The 22,292-nt window shown below is 69.3% G+C and carries 21 protein-coding genes and 3 tRNA genes; 22 read left to right on the forward strand and 2 right to left on the reverse strand.

Going from position 1 to position 22,292, the window contains the following annotated elements:
- The first annotated feature begins 66 nt into the window (after positions 1 to 66).
- Positions 67 to 285 carry a hypothetical protein gene (locus QWZ14_RS25185; RefSeq protein WP_290319747.1) on the forward strand — a complete coding sequence of 73 codons (219 nt, stop codon included), beginning with the start codon at positions 67 to 69 and terminating at the stop codon, positions 283 to 285.
- 9 nt (positions 286 to 294) lie between these two features.
- Here the strand turns inward: QWZ14_RS25185 and QWZ14_RS25190 are convergent, their stop codons facing one another.
- Both QWZ14_RS25190 and QWZ14_RS25195 read right to left on the reverse strand, forming a co-directional pair.
- Positions 295 to 1,065 (reverse strand): arginyltransferase, encoded by a 771-nt coding sequence (locus tag QWZ14_RS25190; protein WP_290319748.1) that lies wholly within the window; start codon positions 1,063 to 1,065, stop codon positions 295 to 297.
- A gap of 63 nt (positions 1,066 to 1,128) precedes the next feature.
- Positions 1,129 to 3,522: a penicillin acylase family protein gene (locus QWZ14_RS25195; protein WP_290319749.1), complete on the reverse strand. Its 2,394-nt coding sequence runs from the start codon at positions 3,520 to 3,522 to the stop codon at positions 1,129 to 1,131.
- A 265-nt stretch (positions 3,523 to 3,787) separates the two neighbouring features.
- On the opposite strand from QWZ14_RS25195, the gene QWZ14_RS25200 reads away from it, so the two are divergent.
- The 21 genes from QWZ14_RS25200 (at position 3,788) to nuoK (ending at position 22,288) form a co-directional block, all read left to right on the forward strand.
- Positions 3,788 to 3,872, forward strand: a tRNA-Leu gene (locus QWZ14_RS25200).
- Positions 3,873 to 3,940: 68 nt separating this feature from the next.
- Positions 3,941 to 5,269, forward strand: a complete 1,329-nt coding sequence (tig, locus tag QWZ14_RS25205; RefSeq protein ID WP_290319957.1) for a trigger factor — start codon at positions 3,941 to 3,943, stop codon at positions 5,267 to 5,269.
- A 196-nt stretch (positions 5,270 to 5,465) separates the two neighbouring features.
- Positions 5,466 to 6,116 (forward strand): ATP-dependent Clp endopeptidase proteolytic subunit ClpP, encoded by a 651-nt coding sequence (gene clpP, locus QWZ14_RS25210; protein WP_290319751.1) that lies wholly within the window; start codon positions 5,466 to 5,468, stop codon positions 6,114 to 6,116.
- Positions 6,117 to 6,357: 241 nt separating this feature from the next.
- Positions 6,358 to 7,614 (forward strand): ATP-dependent Clp protease ATP-binding subunit ClpX, encoded by a 1,257-nt coding sequence (gene clpX / locus QWZ14_RS25215; protein ID WP_290319752.1) that lies wholly within the window; start codon positions 6,358 to 6,360, stop codon positions 7,612 to 7,614.
- A gap of 165 nt (positions 7,615 to 7,779) precedes the next feature.
- Positions 7,780 to 10,194, forward strand: coding sequence for an endopeptidase La (gene lon / locus QWZ14_RS25220; protein WP_290319753.1), 2,415 nt, complete (start codon positions 7,780 to 7,782; stop codon positions 10,192 to 10,194).
- Positions 10,195 to 10,400: 206 nt separating this feature from the next.
- Positions 10,401 to 10,673, forward strand: a complete 273-nt coding sequence (locus QWZ14_RS25225; protein WP_290319754.1) for an HU family DNA-binding protein — start codon at positions 10,401 to 10,403, stop codon at positions 10,671 to 10,673.
- Between the two features lie 25 nt (positions 10,674 to 10,698).
- Positions 10,699 to 10,770 (forward strand) — tRNA-Val (locus QWZ14_RS25230).
- 189 nt (positions 10,771 to 10,959) lie between these two features.
- Positions 10,960 to 11,673, forward strand: coding sequence for a hypothetical protein (locus QWZ14_RS25235; protein WP_290319755.1), 714 nt, complete (start codon positions 10,960 to 10,962; stop codon positions 11,671 to 11,673).
- Entirely contained in the window at positions 11,648 to 12,634 is a 987-nt protein-coding gene (locus QWZ14_RS25240; protein ID WP_290319756.1) for a tetratricopeptide repeat protein, read from the forward strand. The genes QWZ14_RS25235 and QWZ14_RS25240 overlap by 26 nt, the downstream gene beginning before the upstream one ends.
- Positions 12,635 to 12,700: 66 nt before the next feature.
- A tRNA-Asp gene (locus QWZ14_RS25245) sits at positions 12,701 to 12,777 on the forward strand.
- Positions 12,778 to 13,016: 239 nt separating this feature from the next.
- Complete coding sequence (locus QWZ14_RS25250; protein WP_290319757.1) at positions 13,017 to 13,385, forward strand: NADH-quinone oxidoreductase subunit A; 369 nt, start codon at positions 13,017 to 13,019, stop codon at positions 13,383 to 13,385.
- 28 nt (positions 13,386 to 13,413) lie between these two features.
- The gene (locus QWZ14_RS25255; RefSeq protein ID WP_290319758.1) at positions 13,414 to 13,971 is read left to right on the forward strand and encodes a NuoB/complex I 20 kDa subunit family protein; all 558 of its coding nucleotides are present in this window, start codon (positions 13,414 to 13,416) and stop codon (positions 13,969 to 13,971) included.
- Entirely contained in the window at positions 13,964 to 14,608 is a 645-nt protein-coding gene (locus QWZ14_RS25260) for an NADH-quinone oxidoreductase subunit C (protein ID WP_290319759.1), read from the forward strand. Before QWZ14_RS25255 ends, QWZ14_RS25260 begins: the two co-directional genes overlap by 8 nt.
- On the forward strand, positions 14,605 to 15,834 hold the full coding sequence (locus tag QWZ14_RS25265) for an NADH-quinone oxidoreductase subunit D (RefSeq protein ID WP_290319760.1): 1,230 nt from the start codon (positions 14,605 to 14,607) through the stop codon (positions 15,832 to 15,834). The genes QWZ14_RS25260 and QWZ14_RS25265 overlap by 4 nt, the downstream gene beginning before the upstream one ends.
- Entirely contained in the window at positions 15,831 to 16,445 is a 615-nt protein-coding gene (gene nuoE, locus QWZ14_RS25270) for an NADH-quinone oxidoreductase subunit NuoE (RefSeq protein ID WP_290319761.1), read from the forward strand. Before QWZ14_RS25265 ends, nuoE begins: the two co-directional genes overlap by 4 nt.
- 3 nt (positions 16,446 to 16,448) lie before the next feature.
- Entirely contained in the window at positions 16,449 to 17,756 is a 1,308-nt protein-coding gene (gene nuoF / locus QWZ14_RS25275) for an NADH-quinone oxidoreductase subunit NuoF (protein WP_290319763.1), read from the forward strand.
- 5 nt (positions 17,757 to 17,761) lie between these two features.
- Positions 17,762 to 19,765 (forward strand): NADH-quinone oxidoreductase subunit NuoG, encoded by a 2,004-nt coding sequence (nuoG, locus tag QWZ14_RS25280; protein WP_290319764.1) that lies wholly within the window; start codon positions 17,762 to 17,764, stop codon positions 19,763 to 19,765.
- A gap of 5 nt (positions 19,766 to 19,770) precedes the next feature.
- Positions 19,771 to 20,781, forward strand: coding sequence for an NADH-quinone oxidoreductase subunit NuoH (gene nuoH, locus QWZ14_RS25285; RefSeq protein ID WP_290319765.1), 1,011 nt, complete (start codon positions 19,771 to 19,773; stop codon positions 20,779 to 20,781).
- A 10-nt stretch (positions 20,782 to 20,791) separates the two neighbouring features.
- Positions 20,792 to 21,280, forward strand: coding sequence for an NADH-quinone oxidoreductase subunit NuoI (nuoI, locus tag QWZ14_RS25290; protein ID WP_290319766.1), 489 nt, complete (start codon positions 20,792 to 20,794; stop codon positions 21,278 to 21,280).
- Positions 21,281 to 21,293: 13 nt separating this feature from the next.
- The gene (locus QWZ14_RS25295) at positions 21,294 to 21,980 is read left to right on the forward strand and encodes an NADH-quinone oxidoreductase subunit J (RefSeq protein WP_290319767.1); all 687 of its coding nucleotides are present in this window, start codon (positions 21,294 to 21,296) and stop codon (positions 21,978 to 21,980) included.
- Entirely contained in the window at positions 21,980 to 22,288 is a 309-nt protein-coding gene (nuoK, locus tag QWZ14_RS25300) for an NADH-quinone oxidoreductase subunit NuoK (RefSeq protein ID WP_290319768.1), read from the forward strand. Before QWZ14_RS25295 ends, nuoK begins: the two co-directional genes overlap by 1 nt.
- The last annotated feature ends 4 nt before the right edge of the window (positions 22,289 to 22,292 follow it).

The following is a 22,292-nucleotide window of genomic DNA, read 5'->3' on the forward strand; positions in this document are numbered from 1 at the left end:
ACATGGCCGGTACTGGCATGGGTCTAGGGTTCGCCGCAGCGCGACCCTGCGCTGCGGAGATCGGACATGGCGGATTTCGTCATCGTCGTCGCCACGATGGCGGCGGTTGCCTCGGGTGCGGCCACCGGCCCGGTGCCGGACCGCCTGCCCACGCTCGGCTTCAAGACCTATCCGAGCCTCGAGGCCTGCGAGGCGGCGGCAGCCGATAACCGGCCGCAGCCCGGCACCCGCCTGGTCTGCCTGCCGATCGAGCCGCCGCCCGGGGCGATGTTCAGCGCCCACTGAGGCCCGCCGCTACTCCGCCTCGACCCGCAACGCCTCGGCCTCGCCGGCCAGGGCCGGTGGCTCCTCGAGCACCCGCCAGGTGCCGCCGATGAGGATCTCGCTCGGGCGGTAGCGGCTCTTGTAGGTCATCTTGCGGCTCTCGGGGACCCAGTAGCCGAGATAGACATAGGGCAGCTGCAGCGCCTGGGCGCGCCCGACCAGCCAGAGGATCGCCCAGGCGCCGAGCGAGCGCCGCGCCAGCGCCGGGTCGTAGAAGGAATAGACCGCGGAGAGCCCGTCGCTCAGCCAATCGGTCAGGCAGGCGCCGACCAGCCGGTCCTGGGCGTCGCGGAACTCGATCATGCCGGTGGTGATCGGGGTGTCCTCGACCATGGCGCGGTAGTCGTAGAAGCCCATGCCGGCCATGTCACCCTCGCCGTGGCGGGCCTGCTGGTAGCGCTGGAACAGGGCGAATTGCTCCGCCGTGGCGCGGGCCGGCATCTCGAAGGCGGCGATGTCGGCATTGAGCTTCGACAGCTTGCGCTGCGCCCGGTTGGGCTCGAACTGCGGCGCCAGGATGCGGATGGGGATGCAGGCGTTGCAGCCCGGGCAGACCGGCGAATAGGCGATGTTGTGGCTGCGGCGGAAGCCGGCACGGGAGAGGCGGTCGTGCAACGCCTCGGCGTCCGGGCCGGTGAGCTCCGTCACGATCTTCCGTTCCGTCCTGCCTGCCAGGTAGGGGCAGGGCAAAGGCGCGGTGGTGTAGAAGAACTGCGGTCGTCGGTTGGGGCGGTGGAGCATGTAGGCGTCCAGTCTCGGCGCGGCGCGCGGCGGAATCAATCGCCTGCTTGCGCTGCTCCGGAGTTATTGCAATCGGAGCTCCAGGCGGGTGGTGGGCCCGGTGGCCTGCCGTCCCAGCCGCAGCATCCCGCCGTCCCGCCAGCGGCCCAGCAGGTCGCTCCAGTGCGGCGACAGCGGATGGCCGGACTGGCCGGTGGCGATGACCGCCAGCGCCGCCTCCGGATCGGCGAGGTCGACCACCAGCCGCAGCCCGGCGCCATGCACGTCGACCCAGGACTCGGGCCCCTCGCCGCCGCGCGGGCCGCCACGCCGCACGGTCCATTCGTCGCCGCCGGTCGCCGCTTCCAGCCGGGTCAGCGGGCCGAGCACCGGCAGGAAGCGGAACAGCGGGTGCTCGAAGCGGGCGACATGCCGCCGGCCCCAGCGCCAGCCGGCCGGGTCGGGGCCGTCGCTGGCCTGCAGCTCGGCCACCGCCTCGGCCAGGGCGCGGGCGGCCAGCGCCCGGCAGTCGCCGCCGCACCAGGCTGCGCCGCCGCCATCGGGGGCCAGCACCCGCTGCAGGAAACCGGCGTTGGCCGACCAGGCGCCGGCCGGGACGCCGCCCTCGGCCAGCGCCAGGCGGCCGAGCCGGCGCAGCCAGGCATTGAAGATGAGCGGCTCGGGCCGCTCCGCCGCGACATCGCCGTCCCAGCCGAGCAGCAGCGCCTGGGCGGCGCCGGCGGCGCCGGGCTGGGGCGGCAGGCGCCGCAGCAGCGACTCGGGCCCGGTGAGCGCCTGGGCGAAGGGCGAGACGGTGTCCCGCTGCAGCGCGGCGAAGCCGGCGGCATCGTGCTTAGGCTGGGCGGCGAGCACCTCGGCGATGCGGCGGAAGCGCCAGTCGGCGAACCAGTCGCGGCCGAGGAAGACCGGATGGCCGGCGGGCGCCACCCGGTTGTTGGCATTGGCCAGCATGCCGCCGGGCGGGTCCTCGGCATGCGGCAGGGCCTCGAAGGGCACCCAGCCGGTCCAGTCGTGGCTGCCGTCCCAGCCGGGGACGGGCAGCGTGCCGTCGCCGGCGCGGCGCCGCGGGGTGCGGCCGGTCAGCAGCAGGCCGATGTGCCCGGCGGCATCGGCCAGCATCAGGTTCTGCGAGGGGCTGGTGATGAGCGCCGCCGCCCCGCGCGCCGCGGCGACCGAGCCGGCCCGGTTCAGCGCATGCAGCCCGGCGGCGGCGGTATCGGCCGGGGCGAGGTTGGCCATGGCGACCGCGAGGACCGAGCCCTCGGCGGCCGCCATGCCCTCGAGGTCCGAGATCACCGGGCCGTGCCGCGTCTCCCGCACCCGCAGCGTCACCGGCGCGGCGCCGCGGACGGCGATGGTCTCCTCGATCACCGCGAAGGGGCGGGGGCCCTCGGGCGTCTCGTAGGACCCGGGGCCGGCCAGGCGTTCGACGAAGACGTCCTGGGTATCCGAATGGGTGGTGGTGAAGCCCCAGGCGAGGCTGGCGTTGCGGCCGATGACCAGGAAGGGCACGCCCGGGCTGGTGGCGCCCGCCAGCATCCGCCCATCCGGCAGATCGATGCGGGCGAGGTACCAGAGGATCGGCGCCTGGAAGCCGAGATGCGGGTCGGAGGCCAGCAGCGGCGCGCCGGAGGCGGAGCGGCCGGCGGCGACCGCCCAGGCGTTGCTGGCCGAGGCGGGCAGGGTGCCGAGGCCGGGGAAGCGGGGCAGCACGGCCGCGAGCCGGCCGAGCGCCGCGGGGTCGAGCGCGACCCGCGGGTCGCCGGGGCTGGCATCCTCCGGCCAGAGGTCGCGCATCCGCTCGGGCGGCAGGAGGGGGGCGAGCCGGGCGCGGTCCAGCTCGCTCCGCCAATTGCCGGAGAGCCAGAGCCCCATGACCTTGCCCCAGAGCAGGCTGTGCTCCGGCCGCCAGGGCTCGGGCGCGCCGAGGGCCAGGAATTCCGGCGCGGCGAAGCGGCCGCGCGCGGCGATCCAGGCATTCACCCCGGCGGCATAGGCCTCCAGCAGGTCCTGCGTCTCGGCCGGCAGGGTGGCGAGGTCGGCGGCGGCGCGGCGGGCGAGGCCGAGGGTCCGGGTGAAGCGGTCGGTCCGCAGCGCCGGCTCCCCCACCAGCTCGGCCAGCCGGCCGGCGGCGCCGCGCCGCATCAGCTCCATCTGGAACATCCGGTCGCGGGCATGCAGCCAGCCGAGCGCCAGGGCGGCATCCCGCTCGGAGCCGGCGGCGATGCGGGGAATGCCCTGGGCATCGAGGCTGACCGCGACCGGCGCGGCCAGGCCGGGCAGGCGGAGGCTGCCCTCGGCGGCGGGCAGGCTCCACCAGACGGCGCCGGCGAGGCTAGCCGCGGCCAGCAGCGGCAGGGCCAGCAGCCCGAGGCCGATCCGGGCCGGCCAGCCCAGGCGGCGGCGGGGCGCGGCGGGGGTCGTCGGGCGGGGCGGAAGGCGAGGGGCCGGGGGCATGCGCCGGTATGGCGCCAATCCGCCGGCGCCGTCCACGCCCGCGCCGGCGTCCCGCGGCGGTTTCATCGCCCCGCCGCGACCCGGACCCGCGGGCGATCCCGGCCGGGGGAGGGGGCGATTCGGCCGCCATGGACCCGGGGTGCCTTGGAATGCGGCGGCCGCTGCGCTAAACGCCCCAGTTCAGCGCTGCCGCCGCCGGCCCGCCCGGCCCTGCATGGGGCCTCGGGCGGGGCCGGCGGCTCGGCGTAGCCGGGTCTGGCGGCAGGCGGGCGTGGTGGAATTGGCAGACACGCTGGATTTAGGTTCCAGTGGCGCAAGCCTTGGGGGTTCAAATCCCTCCGCCCGCACCATCCCCGCCAGTTTGGCCCCGCCGGACTGGACGACGCCGCGACATGTTTTTGGGAAGAGAGTGACGACGATGCAGGTGACCGAGGTCGCGAACGACGGGCTGAAGCGGGCCTATACCATCCTGGTCCCGGCGGCCGATATCGCGGCCGAGCGGACGCGCCGGCTGGACGAGCTGGGCCGCGACCTGCGCCTGCCCGGCTTCCGCCCCGGCAAGATCCCGGCGACGGTGGTCAGGCAGCGCTACGGCCAGGCGGTGATGAGCGAGGTGCTCGAGCAGTCGGTCAACAAGGCGACGCAGCAGGTGGTGACCGACCGCGGCCTCCGCCCGGCGCTGCAGCCGAAGATCGAGCTGGTCAATTTCGCCGACGGCGCCGACCTGGAATTCAAGGTCGAGGTCGAGATCCTGCCGGAGATCCCGATGCCGGACTTCGCCGGCATCGAGGTGGAGCGGCTGAAGGCCGAGCCGGCCGAGGAGCAGGTGGCCAAGACGATCGAGACGATCGCCGCCCGCAACCGCAAGCTGGAGGACATCACCGAGGACCGCGGCGCGGCCAAGGGCGAGGTCGCGGTCTGCGACTTCACCGGCACGCTGGAGGGCGATGCCGAGCCCTTCCCCGGCGGCACCGCCACCGAGATGCCGATCGAGGTCGCCGGCACCGGCTTCATCCCCGGCTTCACCGAGCAGCTCGAGGGCATCAAGGCCGGCGAGACCCGCACCGTGAACGTGGCCTTCCCGGAAGAATACGGCGCCAAGGAACTGGCCGGCAAGTCCGCGGTCTTCCAGGTGACCTGCAAGTCGCTGAAGGCGCCGGTCAATCCGGCCGCCGACGACGAGCTGGCCAAGACCATGGGCTTCGAGGACCTGGCCAAGCTGCAGGAGGCCGTGCGCGGCAGCCTGCAGCAGGAATACGACGGCCTCTCGCGGCTCAAGGTGAAGCGGGCGCTGCTCGACGGGCTGGCCGAGCGGGCCAGCTTCCCGGTGCCGGAGGGCATGGTGGAGGCCGAATTCGCCCAGATCTGGCAGCGGATCGAGGCCGACATGAAGGCCGAGCGGCTGGACGAGGACGACAAGGGCAAGGACGAGGACACGCTGAAGGCCGACTACCGGGCCATCGCCGAGCGCCGCATCCGGCTCGGCCTGCTGCTGTCCGAGATCGGCCGGACCAACAACATCAGCGTCTCGGCCGATGAGCTCTCCCGCGCCATGCGCCAGGAAGCCGCCCGCTACCCCGGCCAGGAGCAGCAGGTCATGGAGTTCTTCCGCAAGAACCCCCAGGCCGCGGACAACCTGCGCTCCCCGATCTTCGAGGAGAAGGTGGTCGACTTCATGCTGGAGCTGGCCAAGGTGACGGACCGCAGCGTGGCGCCCGAGGAGCTGTCGGCCGCCGCCGCGGCCTGATTCACTCCCCGGAAAGGGTGCGGGGGCATGCTCTCCGCCCCATCCACCCCCGCCATTCGGCGGGGCCTTCCGGCGGCCGGTCGCTTGCACCACATTAAGCCTCTCGGGCTATGCTGCCATGCGACGCCGCCGGCGGCTGGTCCGGATGCCCCTCCGAGCGCCGGCCTGCGTGCGCTGCTGACTGAAAGGTACTTCCATGCGGGACCGTGATCCTGTCGAGGTCTTCAACAATACCCTGGTCCCCATGGTCGTCGAGCAGACGGCGCGGGGCGAGCGGTCCTACGACATCTATTCCCGCCTGCTGAAGGAACGGATCATCTTCCTGACGGGCCCGGTCTTCGACCAGGTGTCCTCGCTGATCTGCGCCCAGCTGCTCTTCCTCGAGAGCGAGAATCCCAACAAGGACATCGCCTTCTACATCAACAGCCCGGGCGGCGTCGTCTCCGCCGGCCTCGCGATGTACGATACCATGCAGTACATCCGCTCCCCCGTCAGCACGGTCTGCATCGGCCAGGCGGCCTCCATGGGCTCCCTGCTGCTGACCGCCGGCGCCGCGGGCAAGCGCTTCTGCCTGCCGAACAGCCGGGTCATGGTGCACCAGCCCTCGGGCGGGGCCCAGGGCCAGGCGACCGACATCGAGATCCAGGCGCGCGAGATCCTGAAGCTGCGGCAGCGGCTGAACGAGATCTACGTGAAGCATACCGGCCAGCCGATCGAGGCGATCGAGAAGAAGCTGGAGCGGGACAGCTACATGTCGGCCGAGGAGGCCCGGGACTTCGGCCTGGTGGACCAGGTGGTCGACCAGCGGCCGCTGGCGCCCGGCGCGGCCGAGGCGGGCAAGAGCTGACGCTCCGTCCCGCCATGGGGTTGCGGCCGGCCGGCCGGGTGACGCGGGGCCCGATTTCGGGCTCTCCCGTCCTCGCGACGCTCCCGGCCGTGACCCTACAAAGCTTTTCCCCCGATGACAGGGGGGCTACAGTCCCGTGGAAAGCCCCCTTTCCGGCCCGCAAGGGCCATGGGGGGCGCGGCCTGCTGGCTGCCCGCACGATCCGCGGGCGTTACGGCCGGCCCTTTCAGGCGGAGTGCCCATGAGCAAGTCCGGCGACTCGAAGAATACCCTCTACTGCTCGTTCTGCGGCAAGTCGCAGCACGAGGTCCGCAAACTCATCGCCGGACCCACCGTCTTCATCTGCGATGAATGCGTCGAGCTCTGCATGGATATCATCCGTGAGGAGCACAAGACGCATCTGGTGAAGTCGCGGGACGGGGTGCCTACCCCGAAGGAGATCTGCAAGGTCCTCGATGACTACGTCATCGGCCAGGACCATGCGAAGAAGGTGCTCTCCGTCGCGGTGCACAACCACTACAAGCGGTTGGCGCATGGCGCGAAGAACAACGACGTCGAGATCGCCAAGTCGAACATCCTGCTGCTGGGCCCGACCGGCTCGGGCAAGACGCTGCTGGCGCAGACCCTGGCGCGCATCCTCGACGTGCCCTTCACCATGGCCGATGCGACCACGCTGACCGAGGCGGGCTACGTCGGCGAGGATGTCGAGAACATCATCCTCAAGCTGCTGCAGTCGGCCGACTACAACGTCGAGCGGGCGCAGCGCGGCATCGTCTACATCGACGAGGTCGACAAGATCAGCCGCAAGTCGGACAACCCCTCCATCACCCGCGACGTTTCGGGCGAGGGCGTGCAGCAGGCGCTGCTGAAGATCATGGAAGGCACGGTCGCCTCCGTGCCGCCCCAGGGCGGCCGGAAGCACCCGCAGCAGGAATTCCTGCAGGTCGACACCTCGAACATCCTGTTCATCTGCGGCGGCGCCTTCGCCGGGCTCGAGCGGATCATCGGGGCGCGCGGCAAGGGCTCGGGCATCGGCTTCGGCGCCGAGGTCCGCAGCCCCGACGACCGCCGCACCGGCGCGGTGCTGCGCGAGGTGGAGCCCGAGGATCTGCTGAAGTTCGGCCTGATCCCCGAGTTCATCGGCCGCCTGCCGGTCATCGCCACGCTCGAGGATCTCGACGAGAAGGCGCTGATCGAGATCCTGACCAAGCCGAAGAACGCGATCGTCAAACAGTACCAGCGGCTGTTCGAGATGGAGGGGACCAAGCTCACCTTCACCGACGACGCGCTGCGGTCGGTGGCGACACGGGCGATCCAGCGCAAAACCGGCGCCCGCGGCCTGCGTTCGATCATGGAGCAGATCCTGCTGACCACCATGTTCGAGTTGCCGGGCCTGGACGACGTGGACGAGGTGGTGGTGAACCGCGAGGTCGCGGAAAGCCGGGCCAGCCCGCTGTTCATCTACGGTGAGCGGGCGGCGGAACAAAGCTCCGCCTGACGGGACAGCCGGGGGGTGGTACCCCCGCCATCCGGCTGATCAGACTTGCGGGGGGGTGCTGGGCGGCCCATCTGCTCAACATCCCCGTGGCGCCGCGGGTCATGCCGCCAACCAGCAGTTGCTGGGGGTGGCCCGCGGGCCGACTGTCCTACAGTGAGGTCCATTATGGCGGATAAGACCCAAGAGCCTAACACCGGCGATCTCCTGCCTGTCCTGCCGTTGCGGGACATCGTGGTATTTCCGCACATGATCGTGCCGCTTTTCGTCGGGCGCGAGAAATCCGTCCGCGCCCTGGAAGCGGTCATGCGCGACGACAAGCAGATCCTGCTGGTCGCCCAGAAGAACGCAGCCCAGGACGACCCCGAGGCCGACGACCTCTACGCCGTCGGCACCGTCTCCACGGTGCTGCAGCTGCTGAAGCTGCCCGACGGCACCGTGAAGGTGCTGGTCGAGGGCGGCAAGCGCGCCCAGATCACCGGCTTCAAGGAAACCAAGACCCACTTCGAGGCCTATGCCGCGCCGCTCGACGAGCAGCCGGCCGAGCCGCCGGAAACCGAGGCCCTGGCCCGGACCGTGGTCGGGCAGTTCGAGCAGTACATCAAGCTCAACAAGAAGATCGCGCCCGAGGTGCTGGTCTCGATCAACCAGATCGAGGATCCCGCCAAGCTCGCGGATACGGTCGCCAGCCACCTGTCGCTGAAGATCCCGGAGAAGCAGGAGCTGCTCGAGATCGGCGGCGTCGCCGCGCGGCTCGAGCGCGTCTTCGGCCATATGGAATCCGAGATCGGCGTCCTGCAGGTGGAGAAGCGCATCCGCAACCGCGTCAAGCGGCAGATGGAGAAGACCCAGCGCGAGTACTACCTGAACGAGCAGCTCAAGGCGATCCAGAAGGAGCTGGGCGAGGGCGAGGACGGCAAGGACGAGATTGCCGAGCTGGAAGCCCGCATCAAGGCGACCGCGCTGAGCAAGGAAGCGCGCGAGAAGGCGTTGCAGGAGCTGAAGAAGCTCCGCACCATGTCGGCGATGAGCGCCGAGGCGACGGTGGTGCGCAACTACCTCGACTGGATGCTCTCGATCCCCTGGAAGAAGAAGACCCGGGTGCGGCGCGACATCGTCGCCGCCGAGAAGGTGCTCGACGCCGACCACTACGGCCTCGAGAAGGTCAAGGAGCGGATCATCGAGTATCTGGCGGTGCAGTCGCGCTCGCCCAAGATCCGTGGCCCGATCCTCTGCCTGGTCGGCCCGCCAGGCGTCGGCAAGACCTCGCTCGGCAAGTCCATCGCCAAGGCGACGGGGCGCAACTTCGTCCGCATGTCGCTCGGCGGCGTGCGGGACGAGGCCGAGGTGCGCGGCCACCGGCGCACGTATATCGGCTCCATGCCTGGGAAGGTCATCCAGGGCATGAAGAAGGCTAAGATGTCGAACCCGCTCTTCCTGCTGGACGAGATCGACAAGCTCGGTGCCGACTGGCGCGGCGATCCCTCGAGCGCGCTGCTCGAGGTTCTGGACCCCGAGCAGAACGCGACCTTCGCCGACCACTACCTCGAGGTCGACTACGACCTGTCGGACGTGATGTTCGTGACGACCGCCAACAGCCTGCGCATGCCGCAGCCGCTGATGGATCGCATGGAGATCATCCGCATCCCCGGCTACACCGAGGATGAGAAGGTGGAGATCGCCAAGCGCCACCTGATGGCCAAGCAGTCCGAGGCCAATGGGCTGAAGGCCGGCGAGTGGTCGGTCACCGAGGAGGCGCTGCGCGACCTGGTCCGCTATTACACGCGGGAAGCCGGCGTCCGCAGCCTGGAGCGCGAGATCGGCGGCCTCGCCCGCAAGGCGGTGCGCGAGATCGTCGCCAAGAAGTCGAAGAAGGTCACGATCACCGCCAAGAACCTCGAGAAGTTCGCCGGCGTGCGCAAGCACCGCTATGGCGAGGCCGAGGCGGAGGACATGGTGGGCGTGGTCACCGGCCTGGCCTGGACCGAGGTGGGTGGCGAGATCCTGACCATCGAGTCGGTGACCGTGCCCGGCAAGGGCAAGGTGCAGACCACCGGCAAGCTTGGCGACGTCATGCAGGAGAGCGTCTCGGCCGCCATGTCCTATGTGCGGTCGCGGGCGACCAGCTTCGGCCTGAAGCCGACGCTCTTCGACAAGCGCGACATCCACGTGCACGTGCCGGAAGGCGCGACGCCCAAGGATGGCCCGAGCGCCGGCATCGCCATGGCGACCAGCATCGTCTCCGTCCTCACCGGCATCCCGGTGCGGCGGGAGGTGGCGATGACGGGCGAGATCACGCTGCGCGGCCGCGTTCTGCCGATCGGCGGGTTGAAGGAGAAGCTCCTGGCGGCGCTGCGCAGCGGCATCACCACGGTCTTCATCCCGAAGGACAACGAGAAGGATCTGGCGGAAATCCCCGACAACGTGAAGAAGGGCCTGACCATCCGGGCCGTCTCGCATGTCGACGAGGTCATCTCGGCGGCGCTGGTGCGCAAGCCCGAGGCGATCTCCTGGGAGGAGCCGCCCGACCCGCCCTCGCCGCGGGCGGCGGATGGCGACGGACTGCCGGCGCTGCCGCACTGACCGGACCGCGGGGGCGAGGCGCGATCATGCCTCCCCCCCGCGCCTCCCAGGCCACCCTTCGCCGGAAAATGGCGGATAACTGCGGGCATGGACGCGTAGCGCGATTGACGCGCGAGAATTTGCGCCCGTACAGTCCTTGCCAGTAACAGCCTGGATTCATCTGGGGCAGGCTGATGGCATCATCCATGGCGAAGGGGGGCTAGCCCATGAACAAGCAGGATCTCATCACGATCGTGGCCGAGGCGGGTGACCTGCCGAAGGCCAAGGCCGGAGACATCCTCGACGCGGTCTTCGATGCCATCACCGAATCCCTGAAGACCAAGACCGATGTCCGCCTGGTCGGATTCGGCACCTTCTCGACCTCCAAGCGCAAGGCCGGCAAGGGCCGCAATCCCCGCACCGGTGAGGAGATCAAGATCCCCGCGACCACCACCGTGCGCTTCAAGGCCGGCAAGGGCCTGAAGGATGCGGTGAACTAGGGCCGGGGCTCAGGCCCGGCCCAGGGGGCGCTTAGCTCAGCGGTAGAGCGCCTGCCTTACACGCAGGTGGCCGTAGGTTCGATCCCTACAGCGCCCATTCCAGCCGCTGCGTTATCTTGATCCGTTCCGGTACTCATGTAAGCTTTCGCAGGTAGAATGTCTGGCTCAGGCCAGCGTGTTCCGGTGGAGGCCTCAGGTGCTGTCTGGTCTTGGTAAATTGGGCGTTGCAGCCGTCGCCGCCCTGTCGCTTGGCGGTTGTATTCAGCAGGGCACCTCAAGCGGCCCTGTGACCGGGGCCGCCGGCGGCAGTGCCAGCGTCGGCGCCAGCGGCGTCGAGCGCTGCTCCGAGCCGCTCGGCACCGTGGCGGTCGATGACGGCCGCGACCAGAGCTGGTGGGGGCCCTTCATGGCCCGCACCCAGATCACCACCATCGAGCCGATGGTGCGCCTGGTCATCCAGCAGTCCAACTGCTTCGTCATCACCTCGCTGGGCAACAACCGGCTGGAAGGCCGCATGCGCGGCATGGTCGGCGACATGCGCAACAGCGGCGAGTTCCGCGCCGGCTCCAACATGCAGCGCGGCCAGCGGGTCGCCGCCGACCTCTTCATCGAGCCGGCGATTCTCTTCTCGAACCAGAACCTCGGCGGCCTCGGCGGCGGCATCGGCGGCTGGGGCGGGCTGGCGGTCGGCCTCGCCGGGGCGGCGATGTCGCAGTCGGCCACCTCGGTCACCATGTCGGTCTTCGACATGCGCAGCGGCGTGCAGGTGGCGGCCTCGGAAGGCTCGGCCACGGCGACGAATTTCGGCGCGGTGATGGGCGGCTTCGGCGCCACCGCCGGCGGCGTGCTCGGCGGCTACCAGCGGACCCCGGCGGGGCAGGCGACGGTCGCCGCCTTCGTCGATGCCTACAACAAGCTCGTCGTCGCGGTGCGGAACTACAAGGCGCAGGACGTCCGCGGCGGGCTCGGCACCGGTGGCGGCGCGCTGCGCTCCCGCTGAGGCGGGCGGCCGCGGCGGCATCGCCGTCGCGGCCCTCGGCCTCGGCCTGCTGCTGGGCGGGTGCCAGCCGCGGATGGTCGGCGGCAGCGGCTTCGGCCCGGCCGTGCAGGTCTGCGACGAAGCCGGCTGCCGGGTGCAGTCGAGCCAGGCGCAGACCATCGTCATCGCCGACGACGAGCGGCTGCAGCGCCAGGCCGACCCCGACCTCTACCGCGGCGAATCGGTGGCCGAGCTGCGGGCCGCGGCCGCGGCGGGCGACCCCGGGGCGGCCTATCGGCTCGGCCAAGCCTATGAATTCGGGGCCGGCGGCCTCGGCCGGAACCTGGGCCAGGCCGCCCGAAACTATGAGGTGGCGGCCGGCGCCGGCATGCCCTTCGCCCAGTACCGGCTCGGCAAGCTGGCCGAGGAGGGGGCGGCGCCCGGTGGCCGGGCCCGGGCCATCCGGCTCTATACCGAAGCCGCCCAGGGCGGCGTGGCCCAGGCGGCGCACAACCTCGGCTTCCTCTACCTGCAGGGCCGCGGCCTGCCGCGCGATTCGGCCGAGGCGGCGCGCTGGTTCACCCTGGCGGCCGAAAAGGGCGTCGCCGAGAGCCAGTACAACCTCGGCCTGATGTATTTCCGCGGCGACGGCGTCTCCCGCCGCTCCTACGAGGCGCTGCAATGGATGCGGCGCTCGGCGCAGAACGGCTTCCTGCCGGCGCAGAAGGCGGTTGGGCGGCTCTACATGACCGGACTCGAGGAGATGGGCCAGGACCTGGCCGAGGCGCGGTCCTGGCTGTCGCTGGCGGCCAGCCGCGGCGATGCCGAGGCGCGGCGCTGGCTCGCCCAGATCGAGCGGGCGGAGGCGGCGGATCGCGCCTTCCAGCAGCGGCTGGCCCTGGAGGCGCAGCAGACCGCGACCTACTGGGCCTCGGTCGCGCTGGCGGTGGCGCTGACGCCGCCGGTGGTGGTGATTTACTGACGGGGAAGGGCGAGGGGCGCTTGACACCCCGGGCCGTCCCCCATAAACCCCGGCTCCTGTTCGCGGGCGGGTGTAGCTCAGTTGGTTAGAGCGCCGGCCTGTCACGCCGGAGGTCGCGGGTTCGAGCCCCGTCACTCGCGCCACGCGGACAGCAGGCACCAGAGGCGCCGCTCCTGAGAAGGGGCGGCGCCTCTGCCGCATTTTGGACCCTTTACGTTCCGGCCCGGCGTCGCCAAATGCGGGGTGTTAAAGGCCGCTCCCCCTATGGCGGAGCACGCGGGGCAGGGGTAATGTCCGGCCGCGCTGCGCTGCGGTAGGCTTGCCCCGGGTGTCTCGAAAGCCTACGGCCAGCACCCGAAGCGCGTCTGAAGGCGGAGCACCCATGACCCAGCCGCTGCTGGCCGAATATTTCCCGATCCTGGTCTTCCTGGCCATCGCCGGGGGCATCGCCGTCGCCATGGTGGGCGGCAGCCTGCTGGTCGCCCGGCAGAAGCCCAACCCGGAAAAGCTCTCGGCCTATGAATGCGGCTTCGAGCCCTTCGACGACACGCGCCGCCGCTTCGACGTGCGCTTCTACCTGGTGGCCATCCTCTTCATCATCTTCGACCTGGAGGTGGCCTTCCTGTTTCCCTGGGCGGTGGCGCTGGGGGGCATCGGCTGGTTCGGCTTCCTCTCGATGGTCGCCTTCCTCGGCGTGCTGACGGTTGGCTTCGTCTACGAATGGCGCAAGGGCGCCCTGGACTGGGAGTGACGGCCACGCCGTTACGCCGGAGAGACCCATGAGCGATAACACGGATACAGTGGCCTGGAACCGCGACCACCTGGCGCCGGGCGCGGCGCAGGATGCGGTGGTGAAGGGCATCACCGGCGAGATCGAGGACAAGGGCTTCGTCATCGCCAACCTGGACAAGGTGGTGAACTGGGCCCGCACCGGCAGCCTCTGGCCGATGACCTTCGGCCTGGCCTGCTGCGCGGTGCCGATGATCCACGCCTACATGGCGCGCTACGACCTGGACCGGCTCGGCGTCATCCCGCGCGGCTCGCCGCGGCAGTCGGACGTGATGATCGTGGCCGGCACGCTGACCAACAAGATGGCCCCGGCGCTCCGCAAGGTCTACGACCAGATGTCGGAGCCGCGCTGGGTCATCAGCATGGGCAGCTGCGCCAATGGCGGCGGCTACTACCACTACTCCTACAGCGTGGTGCGCGGCTGCGACCGGATCGTGCCGGTCGATGTCTACGTGCCGGGCTGCCCGCCGACCGCCGAGGGGCTGGTCTACGGCATCATGCAATTGCAGAAGAAGATCCGGCGTCAGGGGACCATCCTGCGTGGCTGAGACTCAATCCCTGACGGCCCTCGGCGAGGCCGTGCTGGCCGCGCTGCCCGCCGGCCGCATCGAGATCGAGCGCGGCGCCGAGCTGGTGCTGACCCTGCCGGGCGAAGGCCTGGTGGAGGCCATGACCCTGCTCCGCGACCACTTCGGCTTCGAGCAGCTGATGGACCTCTGCGGCGCCGACTGGCCGGAGCGGCCGGCCCGCTTCGAGGTGATCTACAACCTGCTCAGCCTGTCGCATAACCGGCGCATCCGGGTCATCGTCTCGACCGATGCGGCGACGCCGGTGCCGAGCCTGATCCATGTCTGGCCCTGCGCCACCTGGTACGAACGCGAGGCCTGGGACATGTACGGCATCGTCTTCGAGGGCCAGACCGACCTGCGCCGGCTGCTGACCGACTACGGCTTCGAGGGCCACCCGCTGCGCAAGGACTTCCCGCTCACCGGCCACGTCGAGGTCCGCTACGACGAGGAACGGAAGCAGGTGGTCTACGAGCCGGTGAAGCTGACCCAGGACTTCCGCAATTTCGATTTCCTCTCCCCTTGGGAAAACATGACGACCTTGCCGGGCGACGAGAAGGTCTTCCTCAACCGGGTCGAGCCGCCCGCCGCACCCCAGGTCGCGGGGCCGAAGCCATGAGCCTGACAGCAGAATCCGCGAACGCCTCCCCGAACGAGCCGACCCGCACCGTCGAGGTCGACAGCCACACCATCAACTTCGGCCCGCAGCATCCGGCCGCGCACGGCGTGCTGCGCCTCATCCTCGAGATGAAGGGCGAGATGGTGGAGCGGGCCGATCCGCATATCGGGCTGCTGCATCGCGGCACCGAGAAGCTGATCGAGTACAAAACCTACCTCCAGGCGCTGCCCTACATGGACCGCCTGGATTACGTCAGCCCGATGTGCATGGAGCACAGCTTCGCCATCGCGGTGGAGCGGCTGCTGGGCATCGAGGGCGACGTGCCGATCCGCGCCCGGGTCATCCGCACGATGTTCGCGGAGCTGACGCGCATCCTGAACCACCTGCTGAACGTGACCACCTATGCGCTGGATTGCGGCGCCATCACCCCCGCGCTCTGGGGCTTCGAGCAGCGCGAGCACCTGCTGGAATTCTACGAGGCGGTCGGCGGCAGCCACTACCACGTGAACTACTTCCGCCCCGGCGGCGTGGCAAAGGACCTGCCCGCCGGGCTCGACGATCGGATCGCCGGCTGGTGCGAGCAGTTCCCGAAGTTCCTCGGCGACCTCGAGGGGCTGCTGACCAACAACCGCATCTTCAAGCAGCGCACCGTCGACATCGGCATCATGACCGCCGAGATGGCGATGGAATGGGGCTTCTCCGGCCCCTGCCTGCGCGCTTCCGGCGTGCCCTGGGACCTGCGCAAGTCGCAGCCCTACGAGATCTACGACCAGCTCGACTTCGAGATCCCGGTCGGGCGGCAGGGCGACTGCTACGACCGCTACCTCGTGCGCATGATGGAGATGCGCCAGAGCCTTAGCATGGTGAAGCAGTGCCTCGGCCTGCTGAAGCCGGGGCCGATCAAGGTGCTGGACAACAAGATCGTGCCGCCCTCCCGGGGCGAGATGAAGCGGTCGATGGAATCGCTGATCCATCACTTCAAGCTTTATACCGAGGGCTATCACGTGCCCGCCGGCGCGACCTACACGGTGACCGAGGCGCCGAAGGGCGAGTTCGGCGTCTACATGGTCGCCGACGGCACCAACCGGCCGTATCGCTGCAAGATCCGCGCGCCGGGCTATGCCCATCTGCAGGCCATGGAAGTGCTCTCGAAGGGGCACATGCTGGCCGATGCCGTGGCGATCATCGGTTCGCTCGACATCGTCTTCGGGGAGATCGACCGGTGACGGACTTCATCCAGCCCGAGAGCTTCGCCTTCGACGACGAGAGCCTGAAGGCGATCGACACCATCGTGAAGCGCTACCCGCCGGGCAAGCAGGCGAGCGCGGTGATCCCGCTGCTCTATGTCGTGCAGAAGCAGATGCAGCGGCAGACCGGCAGCGCCTGGGTCCCGAACAAGGGCATGGATGCGGTCGGCGAGCGGCTCGGCATGCCGGCGATCCGCGTCTACGAGGTCGCGACCTTCTACTTCATGTTCAACATGAAGCCGATCGGCAAGTACCACCTGCAGGTCTGCGGCACGACGCCCTGCTGGCTGCGCGGCTCGGATGACGTGGCCCGCGCTTGCCGGGATGCCGGGCATCTCTCGGGCTATGGCCAGACCAGCGAGGACGGCGTCTTCACCATGACCGAGGTCGAGTGCCTCGGCGGCTGCGTGAATGCGCCGATCCTGCAGGTCGACGACGACTACTACGAAGACATGGACTACGACAGCACGGTGAAGCTGCTCGAGGCGCTGCGGCGCGGCGAGCGGCCGGCGCCGGGTTCGGTCATCGGCCGCCAGACCAGCGCCCCGGTCGGCGGACCGCAGACCCTGACCGATGTGGCGGGAGAATAGGTCGTGGCACTGTCCGACAAGGACCGCATCTTCACCAACCTCTACGGCCTGCACGACTGGCGCCTGGCCGGCGCGCGGAAGCGTGGCCAATGGGACGGTACCGGCGCGCTGATCGCCAAGGGCCGCGACTGGATCATCGAGGAGTTGAAGAACTCCGGCCTGCGCGGCCGCGGCGGCGCCGGCTTCCCGACCGGGCTCAAGTGGTCCTTCATGCCGAAGCAGGCGAGCGACCGGCCGCACTACCTGGTGGTCAATGCCGACGAGTCCGAGCCGGGCACCTGCAAGGACCGCGACATCCTGCGGCACGACCCGCATACGCTGGTCGAGGGCTGCCTGATCGCCGGCGTCGCCATGGGCGCGCATGCCGGCTACATCTACGTCCGCGGCGAGTACTACAACGAGCATCTGGTGCTGCAGGCCGCCATTGACGAAGCCTATGCGGCCGGTCTGCTCGGGCCGAATGCCTGCGGCGGCGGCTGGGACTTCGACCTCTATGTCCACCGCGGCGCCGGCGCCTATATCTGCGGCGAGGAGACGGCGCTGATCGAGAGCCTCGAGGGCAAGAAGGGGATGCCGCGGCTGAAGCCGCCCTTCCCGGCGGCCGTCGGGCTCTATGGCTGCCCCTCCACGGTGAACAACGTCGAGACCATCGCGGTGGTGCCGACCATCCTGCGCCGTGGCGCCGCCTGGTTCGCCGGCTTCGGCCGGCCGAAGAACAGCGGCACCAAGATCTTCTGCATCCAGGGCCATGTGAACAAGCCCTGCAACGTCGAGGAGGAGATGAGCATCCCGCTGCGGGAGCTCATCGAGAAGCACGCCGGCGGCGTGCGCGGCGGCTGGGACAATCTGCTGGCGGTGATCCCCGGCGGATCCTCGACGCCGATGATCCCCAAGTCCGTCTGCAACGACGTGCTGATGGATTTCGACGCGCTGCGGGAGCACAAGACCGGCCTCGGCACCGCGGGGGTGATCGTGATGGACAAGTCCACCGATCTCATCAAGGCGATCGCCCGGCTCTCGACCTTCTACAAGCATGAGAGCTGCGGCCAGTGCACCCCCTGCCGCGAGGGCATGGGCTGGGTGAAGCGCATGATGGACCGCATGGTCGAAGGCCGCGCCGAGGTCGACGAGATCGACATCCTCGAGCAGGTGACGCGGCAGATCGAGGGGCACACGATCTGTGCCCTCGCCGATGGCGGCGTCTGGCCGGTGCAGGGCTTGATCCGGCACTTCCGGCCGATGATGGAAGAACGCATTGCGGCCTTCAAGGCAGCGCGCGGCACGCGCGCCCTGCCCATGGCGGCGGAGTAGCACCGATGGCGAAGGTTACCGTCGACGGGATCGAGGTGGAGGTGCCGAACGGCGTCTCCGTGCTGCAGGCCTGCGAAGCGGCCGGCAAGGAGATCCCGCGCTTCTGCTACCACGAGCGGCTGAGCGTCGCCGGCAATTGCCGGATGTGCCTGGTCGAGGTGGAGAAGGCGCCGAAGCCCATCGCCTCCTGCGCCTATCCGGTCGCGGATGGCATGAAGGTCTTCACCGATAGCCCGATGGTCCGCAATGGCCGCCGCGGCGTCATGGAATTCCTGCTGATCAACCACCCGCTGGATTGCCCGATCTGCGACCAGGGCGGCGAGTGCGACCTGCAGGACCAGGCCGTTGCCTTCGGCAAGGATGCCAGCCGCTACCGCGAGGAAAAGCGGGCGGTGAAGGACAAGTACCTGGGCCCGCTGGTCAAGACGATCATGAACCGCTGCATCCAGTGCACCCGCTGCGTGCGCTTCGCCACCGAGGTGGCCGGCGTGCCGGAGCTGGGTGCCACGAACCGCGGCGAGAACATGGAAATCGGCACCTATGTCGAGAAGGCGCTGACCACCGAGCTGTCCGGCAACCTGATCGACATCTGCCCTGTTGGCGCGCTGACCAGCCGGCCCTATGCCTTCGTCTCCCGCCCCTGGGAACTGCGCAAGACCGACAGCATCGACGTGCTGGACGCGACCGGGACCAATATCCGCATCGATGCGCGCTCGGGCGAGGTGCTGCGGATCATGCCGCGCACCAATGACGACGTGAACGAGGAATGGATGGCCGATCGCGGCCGCTTCGCCTTCGACGGGCTGAAGCGCCGCCGGCTCGACCGGCCCTGGATCCGCAAGGGCGGCAAGCTGGTGCCGGCCAGCTGGATGGAGGCCTTCACCGCCATCGCCGAAGGGTTCCGCGGCAAGAAGCTCGGCGCCGTGGTCGGCGACCTGGTGGATGCCGAGGCGACCGTCGCGCTGCGCGACCTGATGGCGGCCCTCGGCAGCACCAACCTCGAGTGCCGGGTCGACGATGCGGCGATCGACGCCTCGCGGCGCGACTTCTACACCTTCAATACCGGCATCGCCGGGATCGAGGAGGCGGATGCGCTGCTGATCATCGGCAGCAACCCGCGGATCGAATCGCCCGTCATCAATGCCCGCATCCGCAAGCGGGTGGTGGCCGGCAGCTTCCCCATCGGCTTCATCGGCCCGCGCGGCCTCGACCTGACCTATGGCCATGACTGGCTGGGGGAGGGGGGCGCGACCCTCGCGGCGCTTGCCGGCGGCAGCCACCGCTTCAACGAGGTGCTGCGCGCGGCCAAGCGCCCGATGCTCATCCTCGGCCGTGGCGCGCTGACCCGGGGCGACGGCGCCGCGGTGCTGGCGGCGGCCTGGCAGATCGCGGCTCAGAACAACATGCTGCAGGCGGACTGGCACGGCTTCAACCTGCTGCACCAGTTCGGCGGCCAGGTGGCGCCGCTCGACCTCGGCTTCACCACCGGCATCCCGGCCGACGTCCAGGGGCTCTGGCTGCTGGGCGCCGAGCCCGGCGGCGTGCCGGAGGGCGCCTTCGTGGTCTACCAGGGCCACCATGGCGAGGCCGGCGCGGCGCGGGCCGACGTCATCCTGCCCGGCGCGGCCTATACCGAGAAGGACGCGACCTGGGTCAATACCGAGGGCCGGGTGCAGCGCGGCCGCCTCGCGGTCTATCCGCCGGGCGAGGCACGGGAGGATTGGAAGATCATCCGCGCCGCTTCCGAGCTGCTCGGCGCCCGGCTGCCCTATGACAGCCTCGACGGCGTGCGGGCGCGGCTGGCCGAGGTGAGCCCGGCCTTCGCCGGCGCCGAGTTCACCCCGCATGGCTGCACCGACCAGACCGGGCCGGCGGGCGATGTGGCGGCGGTCTCCGATGCCGCCTTCACCCCTTCGGTCGCCAACTACTGGCAGGCCGACGTCATCAGCCGCGCCTCCGCCACCATGGCGGAATGCGCGCGGACCTATCTGCCCCAGGCTGCGGAGTAGGCGGGATGGATGCTTTTCTCGCCTCGCCCATCGGGATCCTGGCGATCACGGTGGCGCAGACCCTGGCGCTGCTGGTGCCGGTGCTGCTGGCCGTCGCCTATTTGACGCTCGCGGAGCGCAAGGTGCTGGCGGCGATGCAGCTGCGCCGCGGCCCGAACGTGGTCGGCCCCTTCGGCCTGCTGCAGCCCTTCGCCGATGCCATCAAGATGCTGATGAAGGAAACGATCATCCCCTCCGGGGCCAATCGCTTCCTCTTCGTGCTGGCGCCGATCCTGCTGTTCATGCTGGCGATGATCGCCTGGGCGGTGATCCCGGTGCAGGATGGCTGGGCCATCGCCGACATCAACGTCGGGATCCTGTACCTGTTTGCGGTCAGCTCGCTCGGCGTCTATGGCGTCATCATCGCCGGCTGGGCCAGCAATTCGAAGTACGCCTTCCTTGGCGCGCTGCGCTCGGCGGCGCAGATGGTCAGCTACGAGGTCTCGATCGGCTTCGTCATCGTGACCGTGCTGCTCTGCGTCGGCTCGCTGAACCTTTCGGACATCGTTCGGGCGCAGGAGCGGGTGTGGTTCTTCATCCCGCTCTTCCCGATGTTCATCATCTTCTTCATCAGCGCCCTGGCCGAGACCAACCGGGCGCCCTTCGACCTTCCGGAGGGCGAGTCCGAGCTGGTGGCCGGCTTCTTCGTCGAATACTCCAGCATGTCCTTCGCGCTGTTCTTCCTCGGCGAATACGCGAACATGATCCTGATGTCGGCGCTGACCACCATCCTCTTCCTGGGTGGCTGGCATCCGCCGATGCACATGGAGCCCTTCACCTGGATCCCGGGCTTCGTCTGGTTCGCGCTGAAGATCGCGCTTCTCCTCTTTGTCTTCATCTGGGTGCGGGCCACCTTCCCGCGCTACCGCTACGACCAGCTGATGCGGCTGGGCTGGAAGGTCTTCCTGCCTTTCAGCCTGGTCTGGCTGATCCTGACGGCGGCGGTGCTGAAGCTTGCCGGCTGGCTCCCGGCCTAAGGATCGCGTCATGGCAACCCTCGACCGCGTCGCCCGCAGCCTGCTGCTGACCGAGATCATCTCGGGCATGGCGCTGACCTTCTCCTACCTGTTCAAGCCGAAGGTCACGATCAACTACCCCTACGAGAAGGGCGCCATCAGCCCGCGCTTCAAGGGAGAGCACGCGCTGCGCCGCTACCCGAACGGCGAGGAACGCTGCATCGCCTGCAAGCTCTGCGAGGCGGTCTGCCCGGCCCAGGCCATCACCATCGAGGCCGAACCGCGCGAGGATGGCAGCCGCCGCACCACGCGCTACGACATCGACATGACCAAGTGCATCTATTGCGGGATGTGCGAGGAAGCCTGCCCGGTGGATGCCATCGTCGAGGGGCCGAACTTCGAGTTCAGCACCGAGACCCGGGAGGAGCTGCTCTACGACAAGAAGCGGCTGCTCGCGAACGGCGACCGCTGGGAGCCCGAGCTGGCCAAGCGGCTCGAACTCGACGCCCCCTATCGCTGAAGCGGGAAAACCGATGATCGCCGCTCTCGCCTTCTACTTCTTCGCCGCCATCCTGATCGCCTCGGCGGTGATGGTGGTGTCGTCGCGCAACCCCGTCCACAGCGTGCTCTTCCTGATCCTGGCCTTCTTCAACGCGGCAGCGCTGTTCCTGATCGCGGGGGCGGAGTTCCTGGCGATGATCCTGGTCATCGTCTACGTCGGCGCGGTCGCGGTGCTGTTCCTCTTCGTCGTGATGATGCTCGACATCGACTTCGCCCGGCTGCGGGAGGGCTTCCAGCGCTACGCCCCGGTCGGCGCGGTGGTCGGCGCCATCCTGTTCCTCGAGCTGCTGCTGGTGCTCGGCAGCTGGACCTTCGCCGACCAGTCGGCGGAGCTGCGGCTCTCGCCCAACCCGGGCGGCGACGTGACCAATGCCATGGCCATCGGCCGCATCCTCTATACCGACTACGTCTACCTCTTCCAGGCCTCCGGCCTGATCCTGCTGGTGGCGATGATCGGGGCGATCGTGCTGACCCACCGCAAGTCGACCGCCTCGCGCCGGCAGAACATCGGGGCGCAGGTCTCGCGCAGCGGCTCGGTCCTGCTTGAGAAGGTGCCGTCCGGCGCCGGCATCGGCACGCTCGGCATCCGCCGCCCGCCGGTCGCCGAGGTGGAGAAGCCCGCCGTCACGCATGATGCCGGGCACGGGGGTCACCACTGATGGACATCGGCCTCGCCCACTACCTGACCGTCAGCGCCATCCTGCTGGTACTCGGCATCTTCGGCATCTTCCTCAACCGGAAGAACGTCATCGTCATCCTGATGAGCGTGGAGCTCATCCTGCTCGCGGTGAACCTGAATTTCGTGGCTTTTTCTGCCTTCCTGAACGATCTCACCGGGCAGATCTTCGCTATGTTCGTCCTCACCGTCGCGGCGGCCGAGGCCGCCATCGGGCTCGCCATCGTCGTCATCTACTTCCGCAACCGCGGCAGCATCGAGGTCGAGGATATCTCGACGCTGAAGGGCTGAACCC

This window comes from Paeniroseomonas aquatica (genome assembly GCF_030409335.1).
GTDB lineage: Bacteria > Pseudomonadota > Alphaproteobacteria > Acetobacterales > Acetobacteraceae > Belnapia > Belnapia aquatica.

Bases quoted from the DNA above. Each gene is read 5' to 3' on its own strand.
- QWZ14_RS25185 (WP_290319747.1), top strand. From the start codon at position 67: ATGGCGGATTTCGTCATCGTCGTCGCCACGATGGCGGCGGTTGCCTCG.
- QWZ14_RS25190 (WP_290319748.1), bottom strand. From the start codon at position 1,065: ATGCTCCACCGCCCCAACCGACGACCGCAGTTCTTCTACACCACCGCG.
- QWZ14_RS25195 (WP_290319749.1), bottom strand. From the start codon at position 3,522: ATGCCCCCGGCCCCTCGCCTTCCGCCCCGCCCGACGACCCCCGCCGCG.
- tig (WP_290319957.1), top strand. From the start codon at position 3,941: ATGCAGGTGACCGAGGTCGCGAACGACGGGCTGAAGCGGGCCTATACC.
- clpP (WP_290319751.1), top strand. From the start codon at position 5,466: ATGCGGGACCGTGATCCTGTCGAGGTCTTCAACAATACCCTGGTCCCC.
- clpX (WP_290319752.1), top strand. From the start codon at position 6,358: ATGAGCAAGTCCGGCGACTCGAAGAATACCCTCTACTGCTCGTTCTGC.
- lon (WP_290319753.1), top strand. From the start codon at position 7,780: ATGGCGGATAAGACCCAAGAGCCTAACACCGGCGATCTCCTGCCTGTC.
- QWZ14_RS25225 (WP_290319754.1), top strand. From the start codon at position 10,401: ATGAACAAGCAGGATCTCATCACGATCGTGGCCGAGGCGGGTGACCTG.
- QWZ14_RS25250 (WP_290319757.1), top strand. From the start codon at position 13,017: ATGACCCAGCCGCTGCTGGCCGAATATTTCCCGATCCTGGTCTTCCTG.
- QWZ14_RS25255 (WP_290319758.1), top strand. From the start codon at position 13,414: ATGAGCGATAACACGGATACAGTGGCCTGGAACCGCGACCACCTGGCG.
- QWZ14_RS25265 (WP_290319760.1), top strand. From the start codon at position 14,605: ATGAGCCTGACAGCAGAATCCGCGAACGCCTCCCCGAACGAGCCGACC.
- nuoG (WP_290319764.1), top strand. From the start codon at position 17,762: ATGGCGAAGGTTACCGTCGACGGGATCGAGGTGGAGGTGCCGAACGGC.
- nuoH (WP_290319765.1), top strand. From the start codon at position 19,771: ATGGATGCTTTTCTCGCCTCGCCCATCGGGATCCTGGCGATCACGGTG.
- nuoI (WP_290319766.1), top strand. From the start codon at position 20,792: ATGGCAACCCTCGACCGCGTCGCCCGCAGCCTGCTGCTGACCGAGATC.
- QWZ14_RS25295 (WP_290319767.1), top strand. From the start codon at position 21,294: ATGATCGCCGCTCTCGCCTTCTACTTCTTCGCCGCCATCCTGATCGCC.
- nuoK (WP_290319768.1), top strand. From the start codon at position 21,980: ATGGACATCGGCCTCGCCCACTACCTGACCGTCAGCGCCATCCTGCTG.